General features: G+C 39.4%; 15 protein-coding genes. All 15 read right to left on the reverse strand.

Going from position 1 to position 24,626, the window contains the following annotated elements; genetic code table 11:
- Nucleotides 1-16 precede the first annotated feature (16 nt).
- The 15 genes from HC965_RS26820 to HC965_RS03265 all read right to left on the reverse strand — a co-directional run bounded on the left by HC965_RS26820 (nt 17) and on the right by HC965_RS03265 (nt 24,624).
- Nucleotides 17-916 (reverse strand): TlpA disulfide reductase family protein, encoded by a 900-nt coding sequence (locus HC965_RS26820; protein WP_191030092.1) that lies wholly within the window; start codon nt 914-916, stop codon nt 17-19.
- Nucleotides 917-1,318: 402 nt separating this feature from the next.
- Nucleotides 1,319-1,594 carry a TIGR04149 family rSAM-modified RiPP gene (locus HC965_RS03200; RefSeq protein ID WP_191030093.1) on the reverse strand — a complete coding sequence of 92 codons (276 nt, stop codon included), beginning with the start codon at nt 1,592-1,594 and terminating at the stop codon, nt 1,319-1,321.
- Between the two features lie 110 nt (nt 1,595-1,704).
- The gene (locus HC965_RS03205) at nt 1,705-3,117 is read right to left on the reverse strand and encodes a TlpA family protein disulfide reductase (RefSeq protein WP_191030094.1); all 1,413 of its coding nucleotides are present in this window, start codon (nt 3,115-3,117) and stop codon (nt 1,705-1,707) included.
- Between the two features lie 135 nt (nt 3,118-3,252).
- A complete protein-coding gene (locus HC965_RS03210; RefSeq protein WP_191030095.1) occupies nt 3,253-3,516 on the reverse strand; it encodes a TIGR04149 family rSAM-modified RiPP in 264 nt (87 codons plus the stop codon).
- 61 nt (nt 3,517-3,577) lie between these two features.
- Nucleotides 3,578-5,134: a vitamin K epoxide reductase family protein gene (locus HC965_RS03215; RefSeq protein WP_191030096.1), complete on the reverse strand. Its 1,557-nt coding sequence runs from the start codon at nt 5,132-5,134 to the stop codon at nt 3,578-3,580.
- A 50-nt stretch (nt 5,135-5,184) separates the two neighbouring features.
- Nucleotides 5,185-6,087 (reverse strand): glycosyltransferase family 10 fucosyltransferase, encoded by a 903-nt coding sequence (locus HC965_RS03220; protein WP_191030097.1) that lies wholly within the window; start codon nt 6,085-6,087, stop codon nt 5,185-5,187.
- A gap of 194 nt (nt 6,088-6,281) precedes the next feature.
- Nucleotides 6,282-7,199, reverse strand: a complete 918-nt coding sequence (locus tag HC965_RS03225; RefSeq protein ID WP_191030098.1) for a glycosyltransferase family 2 protein — start codon at nt 7,197-7,199, stop codon at nt 6,282-6,284.
- A 21-nt stretch (nt 7,200-7,220) separates the two neighbouring features.
- Nucleotides 7,221-8,393 carry a DUF2264 domain-containing protein gene (locus tag HC965_RS03230; protein ID WP_191030099.1) on the reverse strand — a complete coding sequence of 391 codons (1,173 nt, stop codon included), beginning with the start codon at nt 8,391-8,393 and terminating at the stop codon, nt 7,221-7,223.
- Between the two features lie 529 nt (nt 8,394-8,922).
- Nucleotides 8,923-9,315, reverse strand: a complete 393-nt coding sequence (locus tag HC965_RS03235) for a hypothetical protein (RefSeq protein ID WP_191030100.1) — start codon at nt 9,313-9,315, stop codon at nt 8,923-8,925.
- A 62-nt stretch (nt 9,316-9,377) separates the two neighbouring features.
- Complete coding sequence (locus HC965_RS03240) at nt 9,378-12,326, reverse strand: glycoside hydrolase family 88 protein (RefSeq protein WP_191030101.1); 2,949 nt, start codon at nt 12,324-12,326, stop codon at nt 9,378-9,380.
- 128 nt (nt 12,327-12,454) lie between these two features.
- Nucleotides 12,455-16,330: a TIM-barrel domain-containing protein gene (locus tag HC965_RS03245; protein WP_191030102.1), complete on the reverse strand. Its 3,876-nt coding sequence runs from the start codon at nt 16,328-16,330 to the stop codon at nt 12,455-12,457.
- Between the two features lie 101 nt (nt 16,331-16,431).
- Nucleotides 16,432-17,859 carry a discoidin domain-containing protein gene (locus HC965_RS03250; RefSeq protein WP_191030103.1) on the reverse strand — a complete coding sequence of 476 codons (1,428 nt, stop codon included), beginning with the start codon at nt 17,857-17,859 and terminating at the stop codon, nt 16,432-16,434.
- A 19-nt stretch (nt 17,860-17,878) separates the two neighbouring features.
- A complete protein-coding gene (locus tag HC965_RS03255; protein ID WP_191030104.1) occupies nt 17,879-19,654 on the reverse strand; it encodes a RagB/SusD family nutrient uptake outer membrane protein in 1,776 nt (591 codons plus the stop codon).
- A gap of 12 nt (nt 19,655-19,666) precedes the next feature.
- Nucleotides 19,667-22,816 (reverse strand): TonB-dependent receptor, encoded by a 3,150-nt coding sequence (locus tag HC965_RS03260; RefSeq protein ID WP_191030105.1) that lies wholly within the window; start codon nt 22,814-22,816, stop codon nt 19,667-19,669.
- Between the two features lie 14 nt (nt 22,817-22,830).
- Nucleotides 22,831-24,624, reverse strand: coding sequence for a RagB/SusD family nutrient uptake outer membrane protein (locus HC965_RS03265; RefSeq protein WP_191030106.1), 1,794 nt, complete (start codon nt 24,622-24,624; stop codon nt 22,831-22,833).
- Nucleotides 24,625-24,626: the final 2 nt, after the last annotated feature.

The raw sequence follows: 24,626 nt of genomic DNA on the forward strand, positions 1-24,626 counted from the left end.
TGTTGCTTTTTCTATATCATTCGAGCAATAATTTCTTTAACTCCTCAAAACCTTTCTGCCCTTTTCCCTGAAACATGATTTTTCCCTTACGATCTATCAGAAGGACCGAAGGGAACGTATTTATTTTCAAACTTCTCGTTATGGCATCACTTCCCTTGCGAACATCTTCAAAAATTTGTTTCCACTCGATATGCTGGCCTTCAAAGATTTGTTTAGCCTTCTCGAAGTTATTCGGTTCGTCAAAACAAACACTGACAAATACATATTTATTCCGTACTAATTCATACAAAGCTCTCAATTCGGGTAACCCTTTTATGCAAGGATTACACCATGTTCCCCAAAAATCAATCAACATATATTCCTTCTCCTCACCAAAAAAAGGATTCAGCTTCTCCATAATGCAAACTGGTAACAATTTTTCCGCTGGATTAGTGTCAATGTCGATAATTTCACGCATATAAAAATGTTCCCAATCCTCCGTCAGACAGCACAACTTGTAAAAATGCTCATTCACTCGCACCGTATCATCCAAATGATACACCGTTTTTTTTTCTATTCTCGTCCCTTTCATGTGAACATACTCATCTGCATGAAAAACACCGTCTTTGCTGATATATATTCTGACAGCCTTTTCATTCGTTCTCACATAATCATCTTTAGCAAAATAAAAGGTATACCCTTCAAAATTAGCTTTTCTGATTCTTTCCATTGAAATAAGCAAAGGAAGTGCCTGCACTTGTTCATTATGGAAATTTATTCCCAATCGACTGGGAATAAAATAAATGTCCACACACTCCGTTTGTACTGCATTATTAATACAGAAAGGAACATTTATCTCTACACGTGGAACTGACAGATTTCTGTCCCATACATTTAATGAATCTACATGATACAACAATATGATATCATTTTCCACTATGCGATTCAACCTTTTGAGTACAGATACTCGTATCTTTTTTTCCTTCTTTTCAACTAATATATTTATTGTTAAAGGAGGTGTCCCGCAAGTCATATCTTCTTTCTTCTGCAACAACATTTCATAAAGAATGCTATCCGGTTCCAAATTGCCAGTGTTCCATATTTTAACTGCTCTCGGGACGCAAATTGATTGGTATCGAAATTCTTTATAATGTTCCAAAGTATCCAACTTTAGTACAATCGATCGAATATTTTCATCAGCACAAATGCTGAATGAACAGAATATCATAATGCAAAATAAGATAAAAGCTCTAAATTTCATATAGTTTACTATTATCAATAAGATTAAAATCAGAAACTCTTGGAGTAAAAAGTTTCCGATTTTAATTAATTATTCAAACTATTTACATGAATAAGTTGATTTTTCACATCTGATAGCAACCATTACGTTATCTTCCCAAACATTCTCACAGTCCCCTATTGAACTTGAACATGATATAGACCCTTGGGCACATGATAGAGATACCGTGCAAGACACAACATCACCACTACCATCACCAATATCACCAGTTCCTCCACCAGCCCAAGGATCAAAAGAACCTCCTACCACATTTTTCATCTCAGAATCGCTCATTTCACGAAATTCTTTAAGTTTCAATTTACAAAGTTTCTTCATGTTATCAATATTTTAAATGATGTCGCAGATTCATTTTACTTGCCCTACAACTTTAGCAAAAGTTATTTAACGTGAATTCTAAAAAGATATTATTCAATATACTTTGCACCCTAATAACTAAACAAAGTCAGACTATTGATCTCTTTAGCTAAATCATGATGCTGCGTCGGTATAGGACGTGGTGCTTTAGCATTTACCACCTTATGTTCTTTGTCCAACAAAATATATCTGGGAATTGAATTTATTTTAAAATACTCTCCCAAAGGAGATTTTCCGGAATGTATCTCCATATATTGATTTTCAGTAATATCATATTTTTCCGAAGCATTAGCCCAATTCTTAAGTTCCTCTTTACGCCCAATATATAAATACACAATATTCTTTTTTTTCAAGTAGGCTTTTGCCTCTCCCGATTCTAATATATCCTTTTTACAGGGGCCGCACCACGACGCCCAGAAATCTATATATACAGCTTTTCCTTCATGTTTTTGCAGAACTTCTTTCAATGCCACTTTACTTTTAGTATTATATTCTATTAGATAAGTACTTTCTAGAATATTCTCAGGTATTGGTCGACCTAACAAAGTATAAAACATTTTTGCTTTTTCGATATACTTCAAGCATTCCTCATTTTGTGTATATTGTGGAGCCATCTCAATAGCATTTAGCAATTGTTTGCTATATGACTGACTGTTGCTGGAAACAAAAAGACCGATCATTGCACTCATAAGGTAATCCCTTTCATTCCCTTCAAAATCATTTATAATATGACTATAGACTGTATCAAAGTTATTATAAATATCCTCACTATAATTATACATATTCAAATACCATAATGCAGTAATATACAGATTTGATAAGCTATTAGTGACACGCAAGTTTTCATCAAAATAGCCATTAGGTATATCTTTATTTAATATTTGCTTGCTGGCCTCAGGGTAATAAAGATCATAAATATATCTATTGTTTATAGATGCTTCGGCATAATCATAGAATTCATCTGAAACCGAATATTGACGACTATAATCTTTCAAAAAATCTAGTTGATCATCTCTATATTTTTTAGCTGTTTGTTTATGAAGTAATATATCATCCCCTTTTCGATAAAGTTTTGGCCAATTTCGTACTACTCTATCTTTTTGAAAAGAATAGTTATAATGAGAAGCATTTTTCCCAGAAAACTCAAAAAACACTCTTCCTTCTTTATTTCTTTTTGCAACAAATGATACAGAATCACCGGGAGTCATAAATAACGCCATTCCTCGATTTCCAGGAGCTGCTAATAAAGCTACTCGAGGTATCTTACTTTCAATCTCTTCTATGCAGAGATTACCTTTTATAGACATATCTTTGAAAAAAGAATTATTAAATTCACTATCTTTAAACGGATTTGTAAAATGCATTATTGATAATTCTTTTATATCAGGACTTTCAATGGAGCCGATAAGTTGGATTTTCTCGCCGTTTTGAGAAAAGAGTGGCAGAATCACGAAAAATAGACTACAAAAAATAGGCATTCTCATGTTTTTTATTTTAAAAGTAAATTAATGAATAGCCTGACTGAAAGAAAGAACTTCTTACATACATTCTTTACATATATCTGTAAAAAAGTGAAATTTTCTTTTCATCCTCTTAGTCAGCCCTTAACCTATTTGTGATTACTTTGGACAATTACAACTTTCTACATTTCCACCATAGTATTCACATGCACTAGCTGAACTAGCTTCATCACAATCATAAGCTTTAAACGACTCGCCATTAGTGCACTTTAAGTCGCATTGATGTGTAATTTCTCCAGAACCACCATCGACATTACCAGTTCCTCCCTCTTCAAAAGAGCCAAAACCACCTAACACATGTTTCATCTCAAAATCACTCATCTCACGAAAATCTTTAAGATTCAGTTTACTAAGTTTCTTCATGTTATCAATATTTTAATGATATTACAGATTTATTTTACTTGCCCTGCAACTTTAGCAAGAATTATTTAGGATCGATCTCTAAATCTGTAAAAAATGCAAGTTTTTCTATCTGTTGGAAAAACATCTCAGGCAATTCATAACCATCAAAAATGACTGTAGGTGTTGCTCGTAGTTTTGTCTTCCCTTTCCAATCTATATGTTTCTGATATTCTTCGCTTATTATATTTTCCTCAATGGTAAAAGAATATCTTTTAAAGAAATCCTCTTTGTTATATTTTCCTTTCTCAAACCATTCATTATATATTTTATTCCTTTCTCTCCCTGTATAGATTTTATTTATATAGAGAAAAAACTCACAGCTAGAAATTAGTGTACTATTGAATGATGATAGTATATATTGTATTCTAAATTGATTATTTGTATCTTCTAATAACTTCTCAATTTTGCTATGCATTCTTGCACAAGGTCCACAATGCGGATTCGAGAAAACCGTGATTGTATTTTGCGCATCTGGATTGCCAAATATAATAGTGGGCATATCTTTAGATATCTCATAAAAAGTCTGCTCTTTTAACATGCTTGCAAAGACTTTGTCATTCATCTTCAAATTATTGAATTGCTGAGTGATCTTTGTCAATTTCTTACTTGCTATCAAATTTGGCAATAAAAGATGTATCAGTAAAAAAGGAACGCCATAAATCAAAGTCATCGACAAAATATCTAAAATAGTAAATTCCGGCAGTTGAACCAATCTGGACAGCAAACTAGTTATAAACAAGAGCCAAAATATTAGTTGTACAATTAAACACAAAGGACACCATGCCTTAGCCCTGAACTTTTGATACCATACACTCCAAAAACTATAGAATACCCCCAACATATTTAAAAGCACCCAATAAGATAATAGCTTGGGAGTAAAAAGTAAAAGAAATGTATTAGATAAGAAATAGCCTAATCCCAATTCGCTCCATCCTATGACACCTAAAAACTTTGCAGCGGAAGAACTCAGTACATCATTACAGTCACTCTTGAAAAATAGAGAACATATTTTATCTGCAATACTACTATGGATACTAATTTGCTTTTGCACTAAAAGACAACTGATATATATCCCTAATAAATTCAATATAAGTAGTAAAATCGAGCCCCAAGTATGGAGAAATTGATTTTGATAAAATCCAATTGCAATCAAAGTTATTCCAGCCAAAATGAGCAATATTTTTGGAATAGATATAGCCAATTCTTCTTTTCTGTGTTGCTTATAATCTGGTTCAACCGATGTTGTATTAGCTTCGGTCACAAGTATAACTCCAGACCAAATATCAAAGAAGTCTTTAACAGGTATGGTTAGTTTCTTTTGATGCCAGTAATAAGTAATATTTTCATTAGAAATATATTTGACTGTAACAAAATCATTACCTATATGAGCTATGAAAGGAACTTCTAAGAAATAAACATCTTCTTTATTTGTAACTTCTATTCCTTTATTATATACACTATAATGGTTGAGCATTTTAGACAATCCAAATAAGCTATATTTATACGGATGTTCATTAAAATATGCATTCGTATATTTATCTGTATGCTTTACATTTAGTAAAGAAAGGATTGATACCAAATTATTTGTATGTTTCTTTAAAAAGAGAGTCATATTATGCTAACATTGATTTACAAATTCAACAATTCAATCTTATTTTTCGCCAACATTATCATTTTTATAAAAGCATGAACTTGTTGTTCTTCAATTAACCTTTTCAACTCAGCCCTTAATGGTTTCTTCTTCCATTCCAAAAATGTATCATATTCTGCTATACCTTGACAATACTTCATTATATCATCAGCTAATCTTTTTGGAGAGCCATAATCTCTGACATCTATAAAAGTACGTTCTCCCGGAGAAAACATCTCAATATTAGGAGCGCCAAGATAAATAGGAACAGAACCAGCAATAAGCGGTTCAAAGAACTTCTCTGTCACATAATCTTTACTTATTGCATTTTCAAATGCAATAGTAAACTTATATTGTTTTATTATATCAAGTTTGGTAATATAACCTTTATCTTCATCCAATACACAATTCCTTCTCCAGCTGCCATAAGAATCAATAGGTAAGTATTCCATTAATTCTGAAATATATTCCAACCGATGACTATTATTTACGGGACTGGATATAAACATACACACATCTTTAGTCTTTTCACAAGACGGAGTGAGCAGTTTTTCTTTGAAAGTATAATCATAATATGGTAACACAATATCCGAATCCAAATGATAAGTCATCCAAAGATCAAATATATCTTTTAATTCGTCGGAAAGCATCCAAGGATAATTAACCTCACTTTCATAACTCCACGCCACCCAAATCTGGTGCTCCGGTTTCTCAAGGTCACCTTCCAGTTCACGATATAAAAAAGGAAGATTGAACACCACTACATCAGCAACCGACATTTTATCCCGATCATACGTGATTTGTATATCGCAAGGTAAAATTTGCGATAGCTCATCCATTCTCAGTTGATCATAAATAGAGAATTTTGTACGGAGAATTTTTGTCCAAAATAAAATCAGCATATCATTTTGTATTTCATAATATTGTACATAACCCTTGTTTCAAAGTTACGAAATCGTCAATTTGTATCCAAAAATCGCGATGGACATTTTTAGACTTTTTTCTCACTAATAATCAACACATTAGGCGTTACAATCAAGCACTCGATGGACACGCTAAAAAGGAGTAGTTAAAAATAAAGAGACAATTCAGTCTTTTATCCGATCCTCACCATAAGTACTCCCCAAATATACTTCATCTTCAATACCCATGCTTGGAACTTACTTTGAGGTTTCAATATCAACAGATAATCATAAAATGGAAGCAAATATTCATAGTGTGTCACTGCTCTACGATAATGGTTTATTACTTTCTCCTGTGCATTGCAGGTAACAGCAAGCCTCAACATATGCTTATGATAATTCATATAAATCCGGTCTGTTATCTCATCCTCTATCGAACGTATAAAACGGATGCACGAATCGAAGTCAATTGTACGGGAAGTGTTAGAGCAATAATAAATCACTGTAGGAGTAATCTTCGGGGACATCCTGTACTTCCGACTATACCTGACCACGAAGTCGTAATCCTGATGCCGATAAAGTTCCTCATCCCAAAGAATCTCTTTCGCACTTGAAGCAGTCATTACAAGCGTAGAAGTCTGCGCTCCATATCCCGTGGAAAGCAGAAAATCAATCATTGTTTCACCCTCATTTACCGAGCGGGTAGTAAAAACCGAATCCATTTTTCCTCTAAGAATCAAGCTGCTATACACACAATCAGTTTGTCCTTCCGATAAAACACGAAGAGAATCCTCTAAGTGACTTTCCAACCATTCGTCATCCGAATCAAGCATGGCGATATATGCCCCCTGACTGTGAAGAATACCATAATTGCGAGCCACATTGGCATTGGTGTGTTCTGTCAGGCGGTAATAAGATATGCGGGGATCACCTAATGCCTTGATTATTGGGAAAAGCTCCATATCCGAGCCGTCATCCACACAGATTGCTTCCCAATGCGTATGACTTTGCTTGCATACACTCTCGAGCGTTCTCAGAAGCTCGGCAGAATTATAACAGGGAATAACGACTGATACTAGCAAAGTATCACTAGGAATTATTGCATCTTCCATCAGAATCCAATATTAAAACAGTTAAATAAGTTTCCTGTCAATTCCGGTATCCACTCCCGACCATACTTTTTGTGAGGTCCATGGCTCTGCCGGAGAAGTCCAAAATGAATGAGAAGCAGAAAGTCCTAGCGGTAGAAAACTAAGACTAGTAATATAAAGACTACCTGTATTCGTATAGTAGTCTACGATATGGGGTTGATAACCATTTACACCTAATGTCAAATATTCCTCAGGAGTAAAGTTCTGCGTACCGTCAAACATTTTTTTGAAGACAGCAGTAAGTGCCGCCCGTACTTGTCCACAGGGTAAGGATTGTGGAAGTTCTTCGTTTAAAGCTAACATTGCCAATGGTTGAAATACAGCCGTACGATAAGTAGCAGACCGCCCTACGATCGGAAAATATCCTTCAGGCGAAATCAAGCGTTCAAGGATACACCCGTAACGTTGCATTCTTTTCAATGCCTTCTCATACAAAAAACGATAGGATGGACTTAAGAATTCGGTTAACGTTTCCAGACATTCCACATACATAGGATGTATTACATAACTACTATAATAATCAAAAGCAAAATGAGCACCATCCGAATACCAACCATCTCCCACATACCACTCTTCCATCTTGTTCACAGCGAGAGTGATCCGATATAGGTCATATGCTTCACCAGCTACAAGCAAAAATGTCTCTATAATAGCGGGAAACATCAGCCAATTGTTATAAGGCGGAGTTATCTGGCGTAACCTTTTGAACCGCTCAATGTAATGCTGTTTTGTTCGTGGCGCTAGAGGAAGCCACAGTCGTTCATATCCACGCAAGAAACTATGCGCAAGATAAGCAGCATCAACCAAGGGTTGCAGTTCTCCTTCCCAAAGCAGACAATCAGGATTATCAGGGTCCACAGCATTTGCATAGCTCTGGAGAGCCCAACCCTTCAGTTCCTGCCGCAGCTCCGACTCAGAAGTATTGTCATCATCCAACGATAACCAAGGAGCCAAACCAGCCATCAGTCTGCCAAAACATTCCATATAGGCGACTTGCTTATTTCGTCCGTCCCAAATATGGCTATATTCTACCGACATATTCTTCCTTAGCATACCTTTACTCATATTGCTAAGTACCGGAACAGCAATCCGGTAAAGAATGCGACACCAAAACTCACGGTCGTCATTGTCCGATATAGTTATTATATTATCCATACAGTTCTAATAATTTAATTCATCAATGTTACTATTATCCTTAATATGATAAAACAATTACATTGCTAGAATACTCCCAAAAAAATATGCGGTTAGCCGAACTAAATCAAAGTATCCTTTTCATCAATCATACGGAAGAATTATGGAATTCTATTAGACGACTTAAACGATTCATCTTATTCTGTTAATTACTTCTTCTAATACTATTAACCGGACACAGTTGAACGATAAACTAATTGCACAAGTGCAACCGAACGAAAGGACAAGTGTAACAGAGCATTTACACAAGTGCAATCCAGTAGTCAAAAGCAGATAGAAAAATCGCCATTAGTTATTTGAATATCAAAACATTACAATAAAAATGCACTTTTTCTCCCAGAAAAGTCTAAAACATATAGTCGTTTTTTGTAAACTTATTAAAAAACAGTCCAATTTTACTACTTAAGTATCTGATTATAAACGATGCAACATTTTTGTATTCCCCCTTATATAATTTAAAACTAATACAAAAATGTTGCAGGTTACGTAATCATACTTTGACGACATCTTTGAAAGCTATCCCTTGTGGAATCATCAGTTTGTCTCTCAAGCGTTGCTTACGTTTACTCAGACTTTGCGACGAAACACCAAAGAAAACAGCCTGATTTTTATGTTTTACTCCTATATAACAGAAATAACAAAGAGCTGTTTCCTCTTCAGACAAGCAATCATGTTTAGCCAACCAAATTTCCAACGCATCTCCATAAAGGATATCCATTAGGGTAAATAGCTGCTTCCATTCTTCAGCTACCAATTTGTGACTAAAAGTGACAGGAGATAGAATTATACGTATCAATATATTAACTGATTTCTGATATTCAAAGATGTATTCATCATTCAGTCTAGCAGTTATCAGGCTATTATAAGCAAAATCTGTATTCATATGCTTCCTCCTTATTAAATCATAAGATCATATTATAGTGCTTTTTCATAGCACCCTCATGGTCACAGCCGTTTCGTATACATCTTCAACCGGATATATCCATCCTTCGATTGTTCTTTCAATGCAATACCTATACGAGTATAAGCCGGAGAATTCACTTCAATGGTTTCAGAAGTAAAAGAAACTTTGCCGGATGCTTCTATATTTACAATCATCTGCTCGGTATCAGTAGTCAGGATAAGGTGCTTATCGTCCAGCACTTTCCAGTTGGCTCGTGTTGTTATAGCTGTTTCGAATCGGACAGGTGCTTTTGCCGTAAATTCATCACCAACAGTAAAGTTGCCTTCACCTTGACGGTTATAGACAAAAGTACGGATCAGTTTATTCAGATTGGGGGTAGAATAAGCTGAAGTATAGTCGATACTAAATAAATCTTTCTCGTTTGTAAATTCTTTCTTGAGGACAATACCTTTGGCATTAGCACCGGCAGATTGTGTCACTCCGTCCACTACGGGAACCGGATGGCCGAATGAACCTTTTATCTTATATTTTTCAGGAGCATCTGCACTGAAATAATCACCGGGATAAGAATAAGGACCGCCCTGTTCGCCAGTTATAGTACTCTTTCCTAAAGCAACGGCATAGGAACCGATATCATTATGATTGTGATTCTCGGCATTGTTACCACCTTTAGCCGAGATAGCCATAGAACATGAGCTTCCCTTTGCAGGACGGGATATCAGGATTCCTGCCTTCTCGTAATAAGCACGCAGAGGATCAGAGTCTTCCTTTAATGCCTGGCGAATCTCGTCTGTCATTTCTACTTTCCATACTTGCCCAGGGAATAGCTCTATAAGATAAAGAGATAAGTTATTACTTCCGGGAAGAATGTATTTTTCTTCCGGAGAAGTAATGCCAAGCGCACGGTCGCAGTAATCAAGAATGAATTTATCGGGAGACAAACCGATACGACAGTCGGAGTAAGCAGGGCATACTCCCTCATTCATTTGCATCTTCTTTCCGTATTGAGCAATACATACAAATTTGGGATCACGGAAAAAGTCTATTTTGCCTTGTGTAGCACGGCATACTTCCTCACGCAACAAGATATAAGCGCGAAAACCATAATTATAGTAGCCGACACCTTCGCTACAATAGCCGTCGTCAGCATATCCTTTCATACCGTACACATTGTATTTTTCGGCTGCGGCAACAAAATAAGCACGTTCTTCCTTGTCCGTCAACAAGGTAAGGGCGGCACCTGTAACACCGGCCAGGCAGACTGAATTCCAGTTGTTGGTAGCCGTAAACCACCAGAATGGTTTTGTCTCTTCCAGACAACGGTATATCGGACGGAATATTTTTTCACGAAAAGCGCATTGTACGCGGGCTCTTACTTCCGGTGACAAGCGGTCGTCAAGCATAGCAACGCATTGAGCGATACCGTTTCCGGCGGTAGCCACTACTAAATCTACGTAATAATCTGTCCCATGGTAGTTTTTCAAATTGCGGTCGTGCGCCGGGATAGACCAGGAGTTTTGATTGCAAAGAGCAATCAGAGCCTTTTCAATAGCGGGTATGTAGCGTCTTTTATTTTCCAGGCATTCGGCTAATGTTAATCGGAACAGGTAGTCGTAGCGGGCATTCATCATGTTTTCTCCCGGCAGACGGATATTCGTTTTATTCAGATGGAGATATAGCGAATCAACAAAAGGGGGCATGCCTTTCTTCAGTAATGCGGGAGCTTCTTCTGCCAATAGCTTCTCGGCTTCATTACTTTCTTTTATCTTATTCCAGAAAGTACGGTCTTTGTAAGAAACACTCATTCCTTTCGGTTTATCGGGCAGCATGGCAGCGATTTCCCGGATGCGGCTTTGGGAGATATTCGCATTTTGCTTCGGTGCATCCTGTGCCATACGATAGATTTCCGTTCCGGCTAGCAGGAAAGCGCCCGGGCCGTATACTTCCGTCATATTGCGGGTTACTTTTTTGGGATCGGCACCGATAGGTTGTACGTATCCCAGCTTTCCGTCTTCATTCACTGCTGATTCCAGAGCTTGCCATCCTTTTTCTACTACAGGCAGGAATTCTTCTTTAGGCAGAAGCCCTTCGTTGATTCCATAGGCCAGGGCATAGACAAAGAAACCGCTGCAACTCGTTTCGGGAGAAGGATAAGAAGCAGGATCAAGCAGGCTTGCGTGCCAGAATCCGTCGCTATTTTGTAAAGGGGCAATACGACGGCATAACCTTTGGAACAAGTCCTGATAGAACGGACGGTATTTGCTCTTGGCGGGAAGTTCGCGTAGCATTTCCACAAGCCCTCCGAGTACCCAGCCGTTGCCACGTCCCCAGAACACTTTGGTTCCATTGGCTTCCTTCTTCGCAAAATAATGATGGTCGCGGAAGAAGAGGTCTTCTTCTTTATCGAATAGATAGTCGTAAGTGGCTTTGTACTCCTTATCCATAAAACGGATGAATTTCTTGTCACCTGTGATATTATACAGTTTCAAGTAGACAGGCGGTGCCATGAAAAGAGCATCACACCATGTCCAATGTTCCAATGTACTGGCATCACTATAATTCAATTCGAACGAACCGGAAGGCGGATTCGCAATCACCCATTCCGTACGTGCCAATGTCGGGACAAGCATATTTTTCCGTTTATATTTCTCGTACAAATACAGATAAGCCTGTGAAATGCAAATGTCGTCCGCATGATACATTCTTTGGTCTACCTGCCAGTAGTTACGACCACCAAGGCGCAATAACCATCTATAATATGAATCATCCTTGTCGACCTGCTCGGCTATGCCAGCCCAATGGACAAGCCCCAGATAGAACGTTGCATTCACCCAATTAAGATCACCATAGATCGCTTTGTTGTAATGACCAATTTGCCAGTCGGCTACCCGACGCATGGATTGCTTCACTTCAGCTTTGGTGAATGACTGGGCATTTATCGCACTCAGACAGCCTATGCATAAGGCAAGAATTAAGTATAGTTTTTTCATGATATTATATTTTGCAATACAAAGATACTGGGTTTTGTTAATTAAGCATAGCTATATTTTCCATTTAAGATGCCCTAATCTTCCACATGGGAAGAATAGGACATCTTTTTACATAACTAACCTAATTATCAAATGCCCAGTTTGTGTGTATTTAATCTTTTATCAACTAATAAACCATCAATCATCTTCAAATCGAATTTCACTTTCCGCTTTGCTTTAAACTTCAGAATGCATAAATCAGTAGTCCCCGTAAGTGTTTTCTTATTTCCCACATTAACAAAAGTAGGATACAAAGCCTTCGAACCATTGGTGTGCAAACGGTCGTAAGTCAGATTCTCCATTTCCCCCATATTCTGTAGTTCGACACCTGCAAACTCATAATCCTGTTGATTATAAGGCAAAGCAAAGCTAAACGCATTGACGGCAGACAGGTCGATACCTTTCACCTGAACCTCTATAATTTCGTCTTTATCATATACCGACTTAGAAGTACTGATTTCAATAGTACCGTTCAACGTTTCAGTTACTCGATTGTCAACACCATCTTCAAGTTGTGTGGCGACGACTGAAATATCATAAGCATCAATCAACCCATTCTTGTTGATGTCACCATTGCTGATATAACCTTCAAAATCCGAATCTCCCTTTCGCAAACCTGTATAGTTGGTGTAGGATATCAAGTCATTATTATCGATCTTACCATCCAGATTAATATCTCCCTGAAGATAACTTTCCGTTCCGGGCACTTTGAATACATAGATTTCCTTACCCGAACCGTAATTACCAATAGCTTCTGTGACAGAGAGCTTGATATAGCGAGCCGTAGGATGATCGGTGAAACTGAATATCTTCACATCATCATTACGCTGCCACTCGAATGTTCCGGCTTCTGTCCACAATTCCTTGTTCGTACTATAAGAAACGGTTCCTTTCAGTAGTGTTCCATTTCCGGCATTCGTACGTGGCAAATAATGGAATTTATCGAGTTGGTTGACTGTCACCAAGTCCATAATCAAGTCAAACGGAACAGCTTTTTCACCATATTTTGTATGCCATACATCACCGGACTCAACAAAGTCGAACAGACGTTTTACTCCGACTCTTCCTTGGGAAACTGCCGTTGATTCACCTTTAATACCACGAATAGCAAATTCAAGGGGATCGGATTTCGTTGTAGCGCCAAATTCTGCCCAGTCGGAAGCTCCGTCTTTATTGACGGCGCGTATTTTGAACGAGTAAAATGTTTCAGGCGTCAAATCTTTGAATAATAGCTCCGTATCCCTAATCGTAGTATATCGCATATCGTTAAAGTCAATCTCGTAGAAGTCGGCATTAGCAACCTTGTTCCAAGTCGGTTTCAGTGTATAGGCTTCCGTATGGTCAGCAATAACCTGGGCAGCAGGGGGAGTCAAAGTTCCGGTAGTTATCCGGTGGCTGTCCTGCGGAGTGAACCGGAATCCTTCTATACACAAAGTCGTTGTGCCGGCCGTGATATCAGCAGTAGCGAGTTTTACCAGAAGCTGCGGGTTCTTGGTGATTACCACTTTCTCAAATTCACTTCCTTTGGTAGCAAACTGGTTCAGGTTCGGAGCCTCATCATAGTAGAATACGTTTTCACCTTTCAGAAATTCGTCTTTCGAAGCTGCCTCAGTCAATTTCAGTTTGTTCTTTCCTACTTGAGCGGTCACTTTCTTCGGCGGGGCGGTGACGTTGATTCTGAACTCCGTAGCTTTCTCTTTTATAAAACCTGTAAATTCTCCCTTTGTGGGATGAATGGTGACAGTTACATTATTTTTCTTATCAACAACGGATTCGATGTTCGTTGTTACTCCTTTACCCAGCTTGTATTCCTCGGTCACACCATCGTCATCATATTCGATAAAAGAGCTCTTCCCATACGGATAAAGTTCATAAATACGCATTCCCTTATTTATCTCGCTGACATTATTATTAGGGTTCGTCACCGGAATAATAGCCCCGTTCTTCACAAATACGGGAAGTTTCCAAAGTGGAACTTCAAAATTGTTGATAATGCAGTTGCCCTCGTATTTCTCTCCCTTGAAGTAATCTATCCAAGTCCCTTCCGGCAGGTAGATGCCATCGCGAATATCATTTCCTCCGTCATCTGTCCTAGTTGCCTGATAAATAGGAGCGACCAAGAAATACGGCCCATACAGGAACTGATATTGGGTAGCCGTACCCAAAGTATATGTGTTCGGATATTCCAGGAACATGGCTCTTATCATTGGCATACCGTCTACCGCTTCTTTTGCGATGCTATACGCATAAGGCATCAATTCGGATTTAAGTTTCAGATACCAACGGTTGATGGATGTAGCCGGTTCTCCCAAGGCATGGGGATATTTCTCATTGGCTCCCCAGCCATCCATATTCAACTCCATCGGAGTGAATGTTTTCCATTGGAAATCACGGGTATTCACCAGCAGGTTCTTACCACCAAAGATACCATCCATATCAGAGGTGATATTAGGCTGTCCGGATAGTCCCGAACCTATATAAGTTGGGATATGGAAACGGATATATTCCCATACACCTCCCGTCTGGTCGCCCGACCAGATACCGGCATAACGTTGTGTACCCGCCCATCCATCCAAAGAAATGATAAATGGTCTGGCGTCATTTCCATAGTAAGGCATAATATGTCCGACATCGGCTACTCCATTCAATCCAAATGAATAACCCGAGCCTACCCAGGCTACATCGGTTTTCAGTACACGTACTCCCGCATCCCTTACCTCTTTCACGATGTCTCTTTGCAGCAAGGCACTCACGCCTTCCTTCGGGTGTAAGTCCGATTGCGTCCACAATCCGATTTCCACTCCATTCTGACGGGCATAGTCGCCCAGGCTTTTTAGATTTTGTATATTTCCGTCCAGCGTTTCCGTTTGTCCGTAACCGGCTCCATAGCCGTCGTTCGGCAATAACCAGCCGAAGGGCATATCATGATTTTTATAACGGTCGATCACCGCGCGTGCAGAGAATTGATAGTTATTATTTTCACCATTCAATGATTCCCTGATACCTCCGTTATCTTTCTGACTCTCTTTATAACGCTTGCCGTCTTCAAACAGGATACCCTTTTCGTCTTCTTTCCAGTAATCCCGGTTGTATGCATTCAGATGTCCCTGATAAAAGCCGAATTTGGGGATTAATACCGGATTACCGGTCAGTTGATAGAAGTCATTCAGCAGGGCTACTGCTCCGTCGTTAATCATATAGAAGATATCCAGATAAGGGGATTCATGATACAGTTTTACTTTCCCTTTCTCTGATGCGCCAAAGTCGTATTTTCCTTTCTTGAAAGTATACCACATCATCCCATAGCCGTTAGTAGACCAGTAGTAAGGTGTAGGAGAAGCCACTCCGCCATCAGTCCAACTATTCTGATTCTCTATTGAAATAACTTTCTCTTTATGAGAGAATCTACCGTTTTGCACTCCGCCTCCGTAGAAATATTCCTGCGGATTTTCTTTCAATGTCAGGGTGACTTTCTTCTTCTCAAAAAGAGGAGCTTCTATTTCCTCCAGCACTACAGCATTGGTTATCAAATTGATAACGCTAAGCAAAGAGGTTTTCTTATTTAGTTGCACTTTTATTTTTCCGGTAGTCATAGAGACAAAATCCGGAGTCTCATCCAAATCCAGCCTGGATATCGTTTTTCTAGGAGTATCCACCAAGATCTGTGCTTCAGGTTTCGCTTCAGGATCTCTGATTATACCTCCCGAATTGTCCTGAAACAGTCTGAAAATATTTTCGCCATAGAAATCCAGCATCATTCGCTGATTATTGGATAATACGATCTCTACGGTAGTCGGATTTATTTTCTTTGCTCCCATTATCTGAGAGATAGGTGCTGAGATTTCCGTCTCAACCACACCGGAATGGGATATACCCTGAACTGGCAAAGGCCAAAGCATTACGGACAATCCGAATGCAAATAAAAGTGTTTTCTTCTGCTTTCTTGTTACAGTATGATTTTTCATGTTTTATGTATCATAATTATTTAGAGAAAAACAAGGCTACCTCATTTCGATAGTAAGGTAGCCTTATCACTTAAGTACAATCTAATGCTGTTCCCTGTATTCTACTTTTTACCTACATTGAACTCTGCAATTGTTGCATTCGTACCTGCATTCCTATTCCAATCTCTAAATTCGACTTTTATGTATCTGAACTTAGATAATGGAAGATCTTTTGTTAATTCTACCGCATAACCCGGTCCTCCTAAAACAATATCTTCCTCAATGGCTGTAAAGTTCTCATTATCATTACTACCAAACATTGAAATTGCATACACTTGGAAATTAACAGTTGTATTTCTATGTCTATAGTAGAAATAGTTGAATTCCTGCTCTGCATTCATATCAACCACAAAGAACAATACATGATCGGCAGGAGTTATTTCAGCATTATACTTCTTACCTGGTTTTGTCAAAGCCAAATAAGTACTGTTACTTCCGTCTATCAAATGTTCCGGTTTACCTGTAGTATTATCTGCCGTATAGTTATTGCCATTCGCATATACAATAGAAGTATCTACAAACCACAAAGAACGTTCAAACAATGTCAGAGATTCACTCACCTTGAATTTAACAATCAAAGGCGCTGCTTCCTGGAATTCATCAGTCACAGAAATCTTGATTTCAACATCTCCGGCAGCAAGTGTCTTCACCACTCCATTCTCATCCATTGAGACGACTCCCTCTCCGGCAACGAGTTCGTAAGCTAATTTTTTCTCTGAAGCATTGATCGGATATGCAGTTGCACAATTTCCCAGATTGAATACCTGAGCTATACCAACTGTTTTACCTTCCAGCTTAGTAATGCTACCCGGTCGGATTTCCGATACTGGAATCTTGCCTGTTACTGTCAGTGCAAGTTCCTTAGATATTTTCGATCCGTCCGTTGTAGATACGATAATAATGGCAGCACCTTTCTGTAGACCTCTGATAATACTACCTTCTACAACCTCCACATAATCTGTAAAGCCTTCTTTCACTTCATAATGAAGCACTTTATTATTCACATCAGACGGAATAACAGATGTATACTCTGCCAAATCAAGTGTTTTTTCCTCTTCCACGCAGATTTCATTGCTATCATCTATTATCAAGTCGCCAACCAATGTCGGTTCAACAACCAACGTACAAGTTGTTGAAATCTCCTGATTGCCACGAAACTTCACAGTCAACTTCGTTTCACCCACTTTGAGCAAAGTCAGTGTACCGTTTAATGCCACCGTGGCAATAGAATTATCATCAATCTCATAAAGATATGCCTTTGAGTCAATAAACACATCTTCCGGAGTGACTTTGACAGTAAGAGCATGAGTTCCATTCGCCAATTTCACAGCCAATACATTATTCTCATCCGCAAGATTCACTTTCAGTGTCGCATCTTTATGAAATGAATAATCAGTATCGTATTTGTATTCTTCCGAACAGCCAATTGCCAATAGTAAAGCCGCAATCAAGCAGAACGAATTTATTAAATTATTATATATTGATTTCATACATTTTTTTATTTAATGATTACCAATCCGGATTTTGAATCAGCATTCCGTGTGAAGCATTAATTTCCCGCTGCGGAATAGCACTAAAGTACATCTTCTTAGAAAAGAAATGTTGTTCGATAGGCAAAACCGTCCATGTATAAACGCCCTCATTGTCTAGCTCCCAGATTGCCGCATTTGTCCATACACCATCCAATTTCTCATATAGTTTACGACGTTTCAAATCCCAGAAACGATTACCGCATTCATTGGCAAATTCAATACGTCTTTCATTTATGATAAACTCAATCATCTTATCCTTATTCATATTTGCCGGTATGCCATACCTTTTATTATCACCCGCGTCAATACCTGCTCTATCACGAATTTCGAATAATTGCTTTTCAATTTCCGTCCGGTTTCTATCTATGTCCAGCTCAGTCAATGCTTCTGCATAGAGCAACATGATGTCGGCATAGCGAATGAATGATAATCCTGTTCCTTCACCATAAGAAGCAGATCCACTTCCCAGTTTTCCCTCCACAAGGCATTTTCTGAAATAATAGCCGGTCGCTGTGCCACTAGAAACCCCGTATCCGTCTTTTGGAGCATTCTTATACGTATATACCTTTTCAGGCTTACCATCCGCTACCGCCGCCCATTCCGACTCATTATGAATGATAGTAAACCCTAAACGGGGGTCACGATTAGCATATGGACTCTTTTTATAATCGGCCTTATTTTTGTCAATAGCCGTACCATCCTTCATTGGGAATGCCTCTACCAATTCATGATACGGATGGAGCTGTCGACCACCACTACGACTATTCGGCAAAAGTGCACTGCCGGGAAAGCAAGTAGTATTGACAGTGACCCAGAACCATACTCGTTCGCTGTTTACACGCTTTGTTGTGGCTAAATAAAAACCGTTTCCAGGGCGGGTCTTATTATCTATCACCAATTCATGAGTACCCAGATTCATTAATTCTTTAGCTGCAATCACCACATTTTGCCATCGGTTTACATCATAGTTATCATAACCTACCAACAAACGATTATCTCCACTTCCGATATTTCCACCATTGTATAATGGACTGGCTGCCAATGCATATAATTCCGTTAATACGCCCAAAGCAGAAGCTCTGGTAGGACGCCCATAATCAGCTCCATCTTGAACAAGCGGTAGTGCTTCGGCAATAATTCTTAGCTCCTGAGCAATGTAGTTCACACAATCTTCAAAGGTAGAACGCGCCAATAAAGTCGGGTTGAACGGGTCAATCACTTCATCATAAACCAATGGTACTGAACCATATTGACGAAGTAAATGAAAAAGGAAAAAGGAACGGATAAAACGGGCTTCGTAAGCCAGTTTCTCTTTTGTTGCATCCGTCAAAGGAGCTCTTTTATAATTCTGAAGAAAAGAGTTACAGCGGTAAATCGTTTGCCAAGCTTCCATCCATCCTGTCCGGAAGTCAGTAAAGTTAGCATTTGTACCGCCCTGGCTAAAATCTCCTTTCGTATATGCAGGTGTAAACTCCGTTACTCTGAAATAAGCAGTATACCGGCTGTTATCTGTTCCTGCCTCATAGTCCTTGTAATTCGTGAGAGAACTGGGCACACCGTGAGGAGACATGGTGGCTCTCCCCACTTGCCAGAACAAAGCGGCATGGAAGCCCATTACCTTCACACTATCCTCAAAGACGCTTTCTAAGTCAGTCGTCTCCTTTCCTTTACTATCGAGGAATCCTTCCGAAGTTTCGGTACATGCCGCTATTATGCAGCATAAACCTAGAAAGAATGTTATTATTTTTTTCATTGTATTACTTATTTAAAATACGATTTGACATCCAAGGTTATATACGCGTTGCTGAGGGTAAGTATCCACCGGGTTAGCCGAGCTTACGCGGCTGCTTTCCGGGTCTACCTGATAGTCACCCAATGACGACCACGTGGTCAAATTCTGTGCAGAACCATAGAAACGAACCGAATTCAAACCAACTTTCTTCACCCAAGTTTCCGGTAGTCTATACCCCACTTCCAGATTTTTCCAACGAAGATAGTTAGCAGAACGCAACCAGAAGGTAGACTGTGCGGAGTTATGTCCATGATCTTTTCCCAAAATAGGAAAAGTAGCATTCGCATTCATCGCAGCCAGTTGTAACGGGTCTGTCACCTTATTGCCGTTTTCGTCCAGTTCCGTCCATCTTCCCAAATGCAATGGCCGCGGACGTCCGTCAGTACTGCCGATTTTCAATGCTTTCTGGATGCTTAATGAGGCTCCGGTAGCTCCCTGAAACAATGCGCTAACATCGAAATTCTTATAAGAGAAGCCAACTGTCAGACCATAGTTAAAATCAGGACGTGAATTGCCAATAGCGGCCTGGTCATGCTGATCAATAAGACCATCAGGCACTCCTTGCGGTCCACTGATATCTTTATAACGAAGATCACCAGGTTTCAAACTTCTCAACTGGTCGGCAGGTCCATTATCTATTTCTTCCTGAGAATTATAGAAACCATCAGCAATATAGCCAAAAATTGTCCCAATAGGTCTACCTGTACTCATGCTTAATGTATACGGGCTGGGAGCTTCTCCCATTTCCAGAATCTTATTCTTGGCATGAGATACGATGCCACGGAAGAAATAACTAAAATCTCTACCAATCTTATCTCTCCACGTCAATTCTGCGTCCCATCCTTTATTCTCCGTACGCCCGATATTCATCATAGGCAATACACTGTCCTTATATCCTGCATAAAGAGGAACAGACTTGGGTGTTGACAAAATATCATTTCGACGATTATAGAAATATTCAAATGTAGCAGACAAGCGACTATCAAACATTCTCAAATCCACACCTAGATTCAATTTTTTATCTACCTCCCAACGAACTTTTTCGTTAGCGATTTTATCAAGGAAATAGGCGACAATCTTTTTCGTCGTACGAGGGTCTTCACCAAAAGGATAATCATAGTCATCTTTATAAACTTCGGCATAGGTGTATATACCACCAGGAACGGCATCGGAACCTGAAAGACCATAAGACGCTCTCAGTTTCAACATATCTACTTTAGCCCGATCAAACCATTTCTTTGCATAAGGCTCTTCCGCTAAATTCCAACCGACAGAAATAGATGGGAAGTAGTCAAAGCGATTTCCTTTCGCAAAACGGTCTGACCCATTGTACGTACCACTATATTCTATCAGATATCTGGAATTATAATCATAACTAAAACGAGTTGAATAACTCATTGAGTTGCCCGGAGTGTCTGCTCCCGTACGATTAGAGTACCAGTTGGCAAGCAGTAATCCGCTCACGTTGTGTCCACCGAATCTTCTGCTATATGACATATCCGCACGAGTGTTGATTTGTATATAAGGCTTAGAGGTAGCTTCCTTCACTTCCATAGGTTGCAATACATAAACGTCATTATTAACCGGCAAATAAGAATCAGTTCCGGCATCACGATAGAAAGCCATAAAGTCTGTTGCTCCTCTATGGACTGTTCTCTGTGTCCCCCAACGGTTAGTTAATGCCATTACACCTCTTACTTTCAAGCCTTTGGTGATAAAATCCAGCTTATGTTCTAAAGTGATATTACCATTCACATTATTTTTCCATTCACGGTCATAGCCACCCTGAGACATCAAAGCCAATGGATTCATCGATTCTCCACTCCGCATACCAAACGTTCCGTCCGGATTATAAGCCGGATAATTCCAAGGTGTAAAGTGACCACCAAGAAGACGAGTAAATATACTGAAGGTACCAGACTGTCCCGGATTAGGTAAATAAGGCTCATTCACTTCAGAAAGAATGGCATTCGCATTAATTCTGAATAAAAAGTCCTTTGTGATCTGTACATCAAAGTTGGAACGAAGGTTATAACGCTTCAAATAATAGTCGTTATTAAAATCTTCTTTTTTAGAGATTTCTTTAAGCAATCCTGTCTGATTGGTATAACCGAACGCCACAAAGTACTTCACTCTGTCAGTCCCACCCTGCACATCAACATTGTATTGTTGCACCATGGAACTTTTCTTATACATCTGGTCATACCAGTCTACATTCGGATAGAGATACGGAGAATCGCCTGTACGATAATGTTCCAAAGTCTCATCATTATATAAATCTTTATATGCCTCCAATGCGGCGTTGTCTGCATCATTCAAGTGCATCTCCTTTATCAGTCTCAAACTCTCATAAGAATTAAGAAATGTACTCTTATAGGTGGGTTGTTGGAAACCAATATCGGCTCTGAATGTGACTTTCGGCCTTCCTTCCGTACCACGACGGGTGGTAATCAGAATTACACCATTAGCACCTTTCAGCCCAAAGATAGCCGTACTACCAGCATCTTTCAATACACTGATGTCCTGAATGTCGTTTGGCGACAACTGAGACAGAGTTTCGATATCCGATTCCACATCATCAATCAGCACTAGCGGAGCAGTACTTACATCTGCATAAGTGGATACACCGCGAATAAAGAGATCGGCTGCATCCTTACCCGGCTGCCCGCTTCCTTGCAACTGGAAAAGTCCGGGCAGACGACCGGCAAGCGCATTCTGCACAGTGGCTGTCGGCGATTGTCTCAAAGTCAAACCATTCACCTGGCTAATAGAAGCTACGTTTGAAAGTCTGGACTTCGTACCAAAGCCTTGCTGCACGATTTCTACTTCCTGAAGCATATTCCCGTCACTTTGCAAATTGATAGTCATGCCATCCGTAGCTGTCACTGTCTGTGTGACATATCCGATATAGCTAACCTTTATCTTTGCTTTGGCTGCTTTCAGTTTAATGGAGAACTTTCCATCAATGTCCGTGATTGTTCCGTTTCCCGGATTACTCACTTCCAGAATGGTTGCTCCGACCAGTACTTCGCCAAGGTCATCCTTTACACTACCTTTGACGGTTACTTGTGCCCATACGGCAAGTGGCATGAGCACCAATAATAGGGTGATTATTCGTTTCATAAGATTCTGTGTTTTTAATAGTTCCATCCGGGATTCTGGGTTAATTTCGTATTCCCCTGCATTTCACCTCTCGGTATGGGATACCAGTACATTCTTTCTTCAAAAGTAGATGTGCATACGTCTACATAATTATAATAGAATGAGCCGTCGGCCTGTTTGATTATCTCAACCCCTCTTATAGGTTTGGTCATCACCGATTCATTTCTGTCGGCAATCATCCAACGACGGATGTCCCAGAAGCGATGTTCCTCAAATGCAAGTTCTATTCTTCTCTCATTACGGATTATTTTGCGCATTTCTCCCTGAGTATAGGTCGACGGTAATCCATAACGTTTATCATCACCTTCTTCAATACCGGCTCTTGTGCGCAACTGTATCAGATATTTTTCTATTTCTGTTTTATTAGCATCCATATCCGCCTCATTCAGTGCTTCTACATAGTTCAGCAAAATCTCTGCATAACGGATTATCTGATAATGATGATAAGCACCATTGAAATCGGAATTATCATTTCTCGTTTCGTTCAAACCCAGGAATTTCCTCAGATAGTAGCCGGTCTGTGTAGTAAACATTCCCGGTTTATTGGAGCGATCCAGTCCGCCATTAAAGGTTTCAACAGGTCTTTTCAGCCATGTAGCCCCATTATAAAAGACAGTATATGTCAATCTCGGGTCTCTATTTTCATATGGTTTCTGTTCATCGTACGTATACTTAGAAGTAGGATCATTGATTGATTTACCATCCAACATGAGGAAAGCATCCACTAGATTCTGACTCGGGCTGGTCAAGCCTTTACATTTATTTCTCTGATACCCGCACGGACTATTATCGTTTTCCAACGTAGTACCACCAGAAGATTCTTTCATCATAATCGTCTCTCTGTTGGGAAATGCATCGTTATTTCCAAAAAGATCCAACAATCCGGGAGTCGGTTCAGTAGTATCATCTGCTCCTTTAGAGGCAGTATAATGCAAATCATACTCACCCAGATCCATGACAGCCTTGGCAGCATTAGCCGCCTCTTGCCATTTGGCCAAATTATTACTCGAATTATAAAGCGGACTCGCCAAGTATAATTTCAAACGAGCGATTAACGCCAACGCGACTCCTTTGTTGACCCGGCCTACAGTACCTGTCAATTCTTCAGAAGGGATAGCCATTACATCAGATAGTCCATCATAACAAGATGTAGGACTTTCTTTACTGATTTCATCCAAAATGTATTTAACGCATTCGTCCAAGCTGCTACGGGCAATATTCCAATCTTCATCATAATTGAATATTTTATCACCCAACAAAGGAACTCCACCCCATCGCTTCACCAATTCGAAATAGAAATAAGCTCTAAGTAATCTGCTTTCAGATTTCATTCTTACAATCTCATCTTTAGGAAGCTTAGTGGAAGAAGGGTATCCTTCCAACGTTTCCAACAAAAGATTTGCCCTACGAATGCCGATATAGAAGTTTTTCCAGGCAGCTCCGTCAAGACTGGCAATATTCTCAGGTGACATAGCTCCATTACGATAGTTTTCCAGACTACTGCTTCCCCCTTTATCCCTGGTAGGCACACCATCGTCCGTAGCAGCGTCCAAATAAGAGTTGCTGATACGAGTATGCAAACTCGGAAGCGAAGCATATACTGCATAAAACAGACGTTTCACATTTACCGCTGTAGAATCCGCCGGGTTGGTCACATTCGCCTCCGTATTCCATTCTAGCGGCTCGGACTCGAATGTATTACACGCGCTCACAGCCAACAGGCCTGCGACACATACAACTTGAATCGTTTTATATATGATTTTTTTCATGT

This window comes from Bacteroides sp. GM023 (genome assembly GCF_014750685.1).
Taxonomy (GTDB): Bacteria; Bacteroidota; Bacteroidia; order Bacteroidales; family Bacteroidaceae; genus Bacteroides.

What these genes read in the sequence shown, in the direction of transcription:
- HC965_RS03250 (WP_191030103.1), bottom strand. Translation starts at nt 17,859, where the DNA reads ATGAAATCAATATATAATAATTTAATAAATTCGTTCTGCTTGATTGCG.
- HC965_RS03210 (WP_191030095.1), bottom strand. Translation starts at nt 3,516, where the DNA reads ATGAAGAAACTTAGTAAACTGAATCTTAAAGATTTTCGTGAGATGAGT.
- HC965_RS03245 (WP_191030102.1), bottom strand. Translation starts at nt 16,330, where the DNA reads ATGAAAAATCATACTGTAACAAGAAAGCAGAAGAAAACACTTTTATTT.
- HC965_RS03265 (WP_191030106.1), bottom strand. Translation starts at nt 24,624, where the DNA reads ATGAAAAAAATCATATATAAAACGATTCAAGTTGTATGTGTCGCAGGC.
- HC965_RS03235 (WP_191030100.1), bottom strand. Translation starts at nt 9,315, where the DNA reads ATGAATACAGATTTTGCTTATAATAGCCTGATAACTGCTAGACTGAAT.
- HC965_RS03240 (WP_191030101.1), bottom strand. Translation starts at nt 12,326, where the DNA reads ATGAAAAAACTATACTTAATTCTTGCCTTATGCATAGGCTGTCTGAGT.
- HC965_RS03230 (WP_191030099.1), bottom strand. Translation starts at nt 8,393, where the DNA reads ATGGATAATATAATAACTATATCGGACAATGACGACCGTGAGTTTTGG.
- HC965_RS03260 (WP_191030105.1), bottom strand. Translation starts at nt 22,816, where the DNA reads ATGAAACGAATAATCACCCTATTATTGGTGCTCATGCCACTTGCCGTA.
- HC965_RS03255 (WP_191030104.1), bottom strand. Translation starts at nt 19,654, where the DNA reads ATGAAAAAAATAATAACATTCTTTCTAGGTTTATGCTGCATAATAGCG.
- HC965_RS03205 (WP_191030094.1), bottom strand. Translation starts at nt 3,117, where the DNA reads ATGAGAATGCCTATTTTTTGTAGTCTATTTTTCGTGATTCTGCCACTC.
- HC965_RS03225 (WP_191030098.1), bottom strand. Translation starts at nt 7,199, where the DNA reads ATGGAAGATGCAATAATTCCTAGTGATACTTTGCTAGTATCAGTCGTT.
- HC965_RS03200 (WP_191030093.1), bottom strand. Translation starts at nt 1,594, where the DNA reads ATGAAGAAACTTTGTAAATTGAAACTTAAAGAATTTCGTGAAATGAGC.
- HC965_RS03220 (WP_191030097.1), bottom strand. Translation starts at nt 6,087, where the DNA reads ATGCTGATTTTATTTTGGACAAAAATTCTCCGTACAAAATTCTCTATT.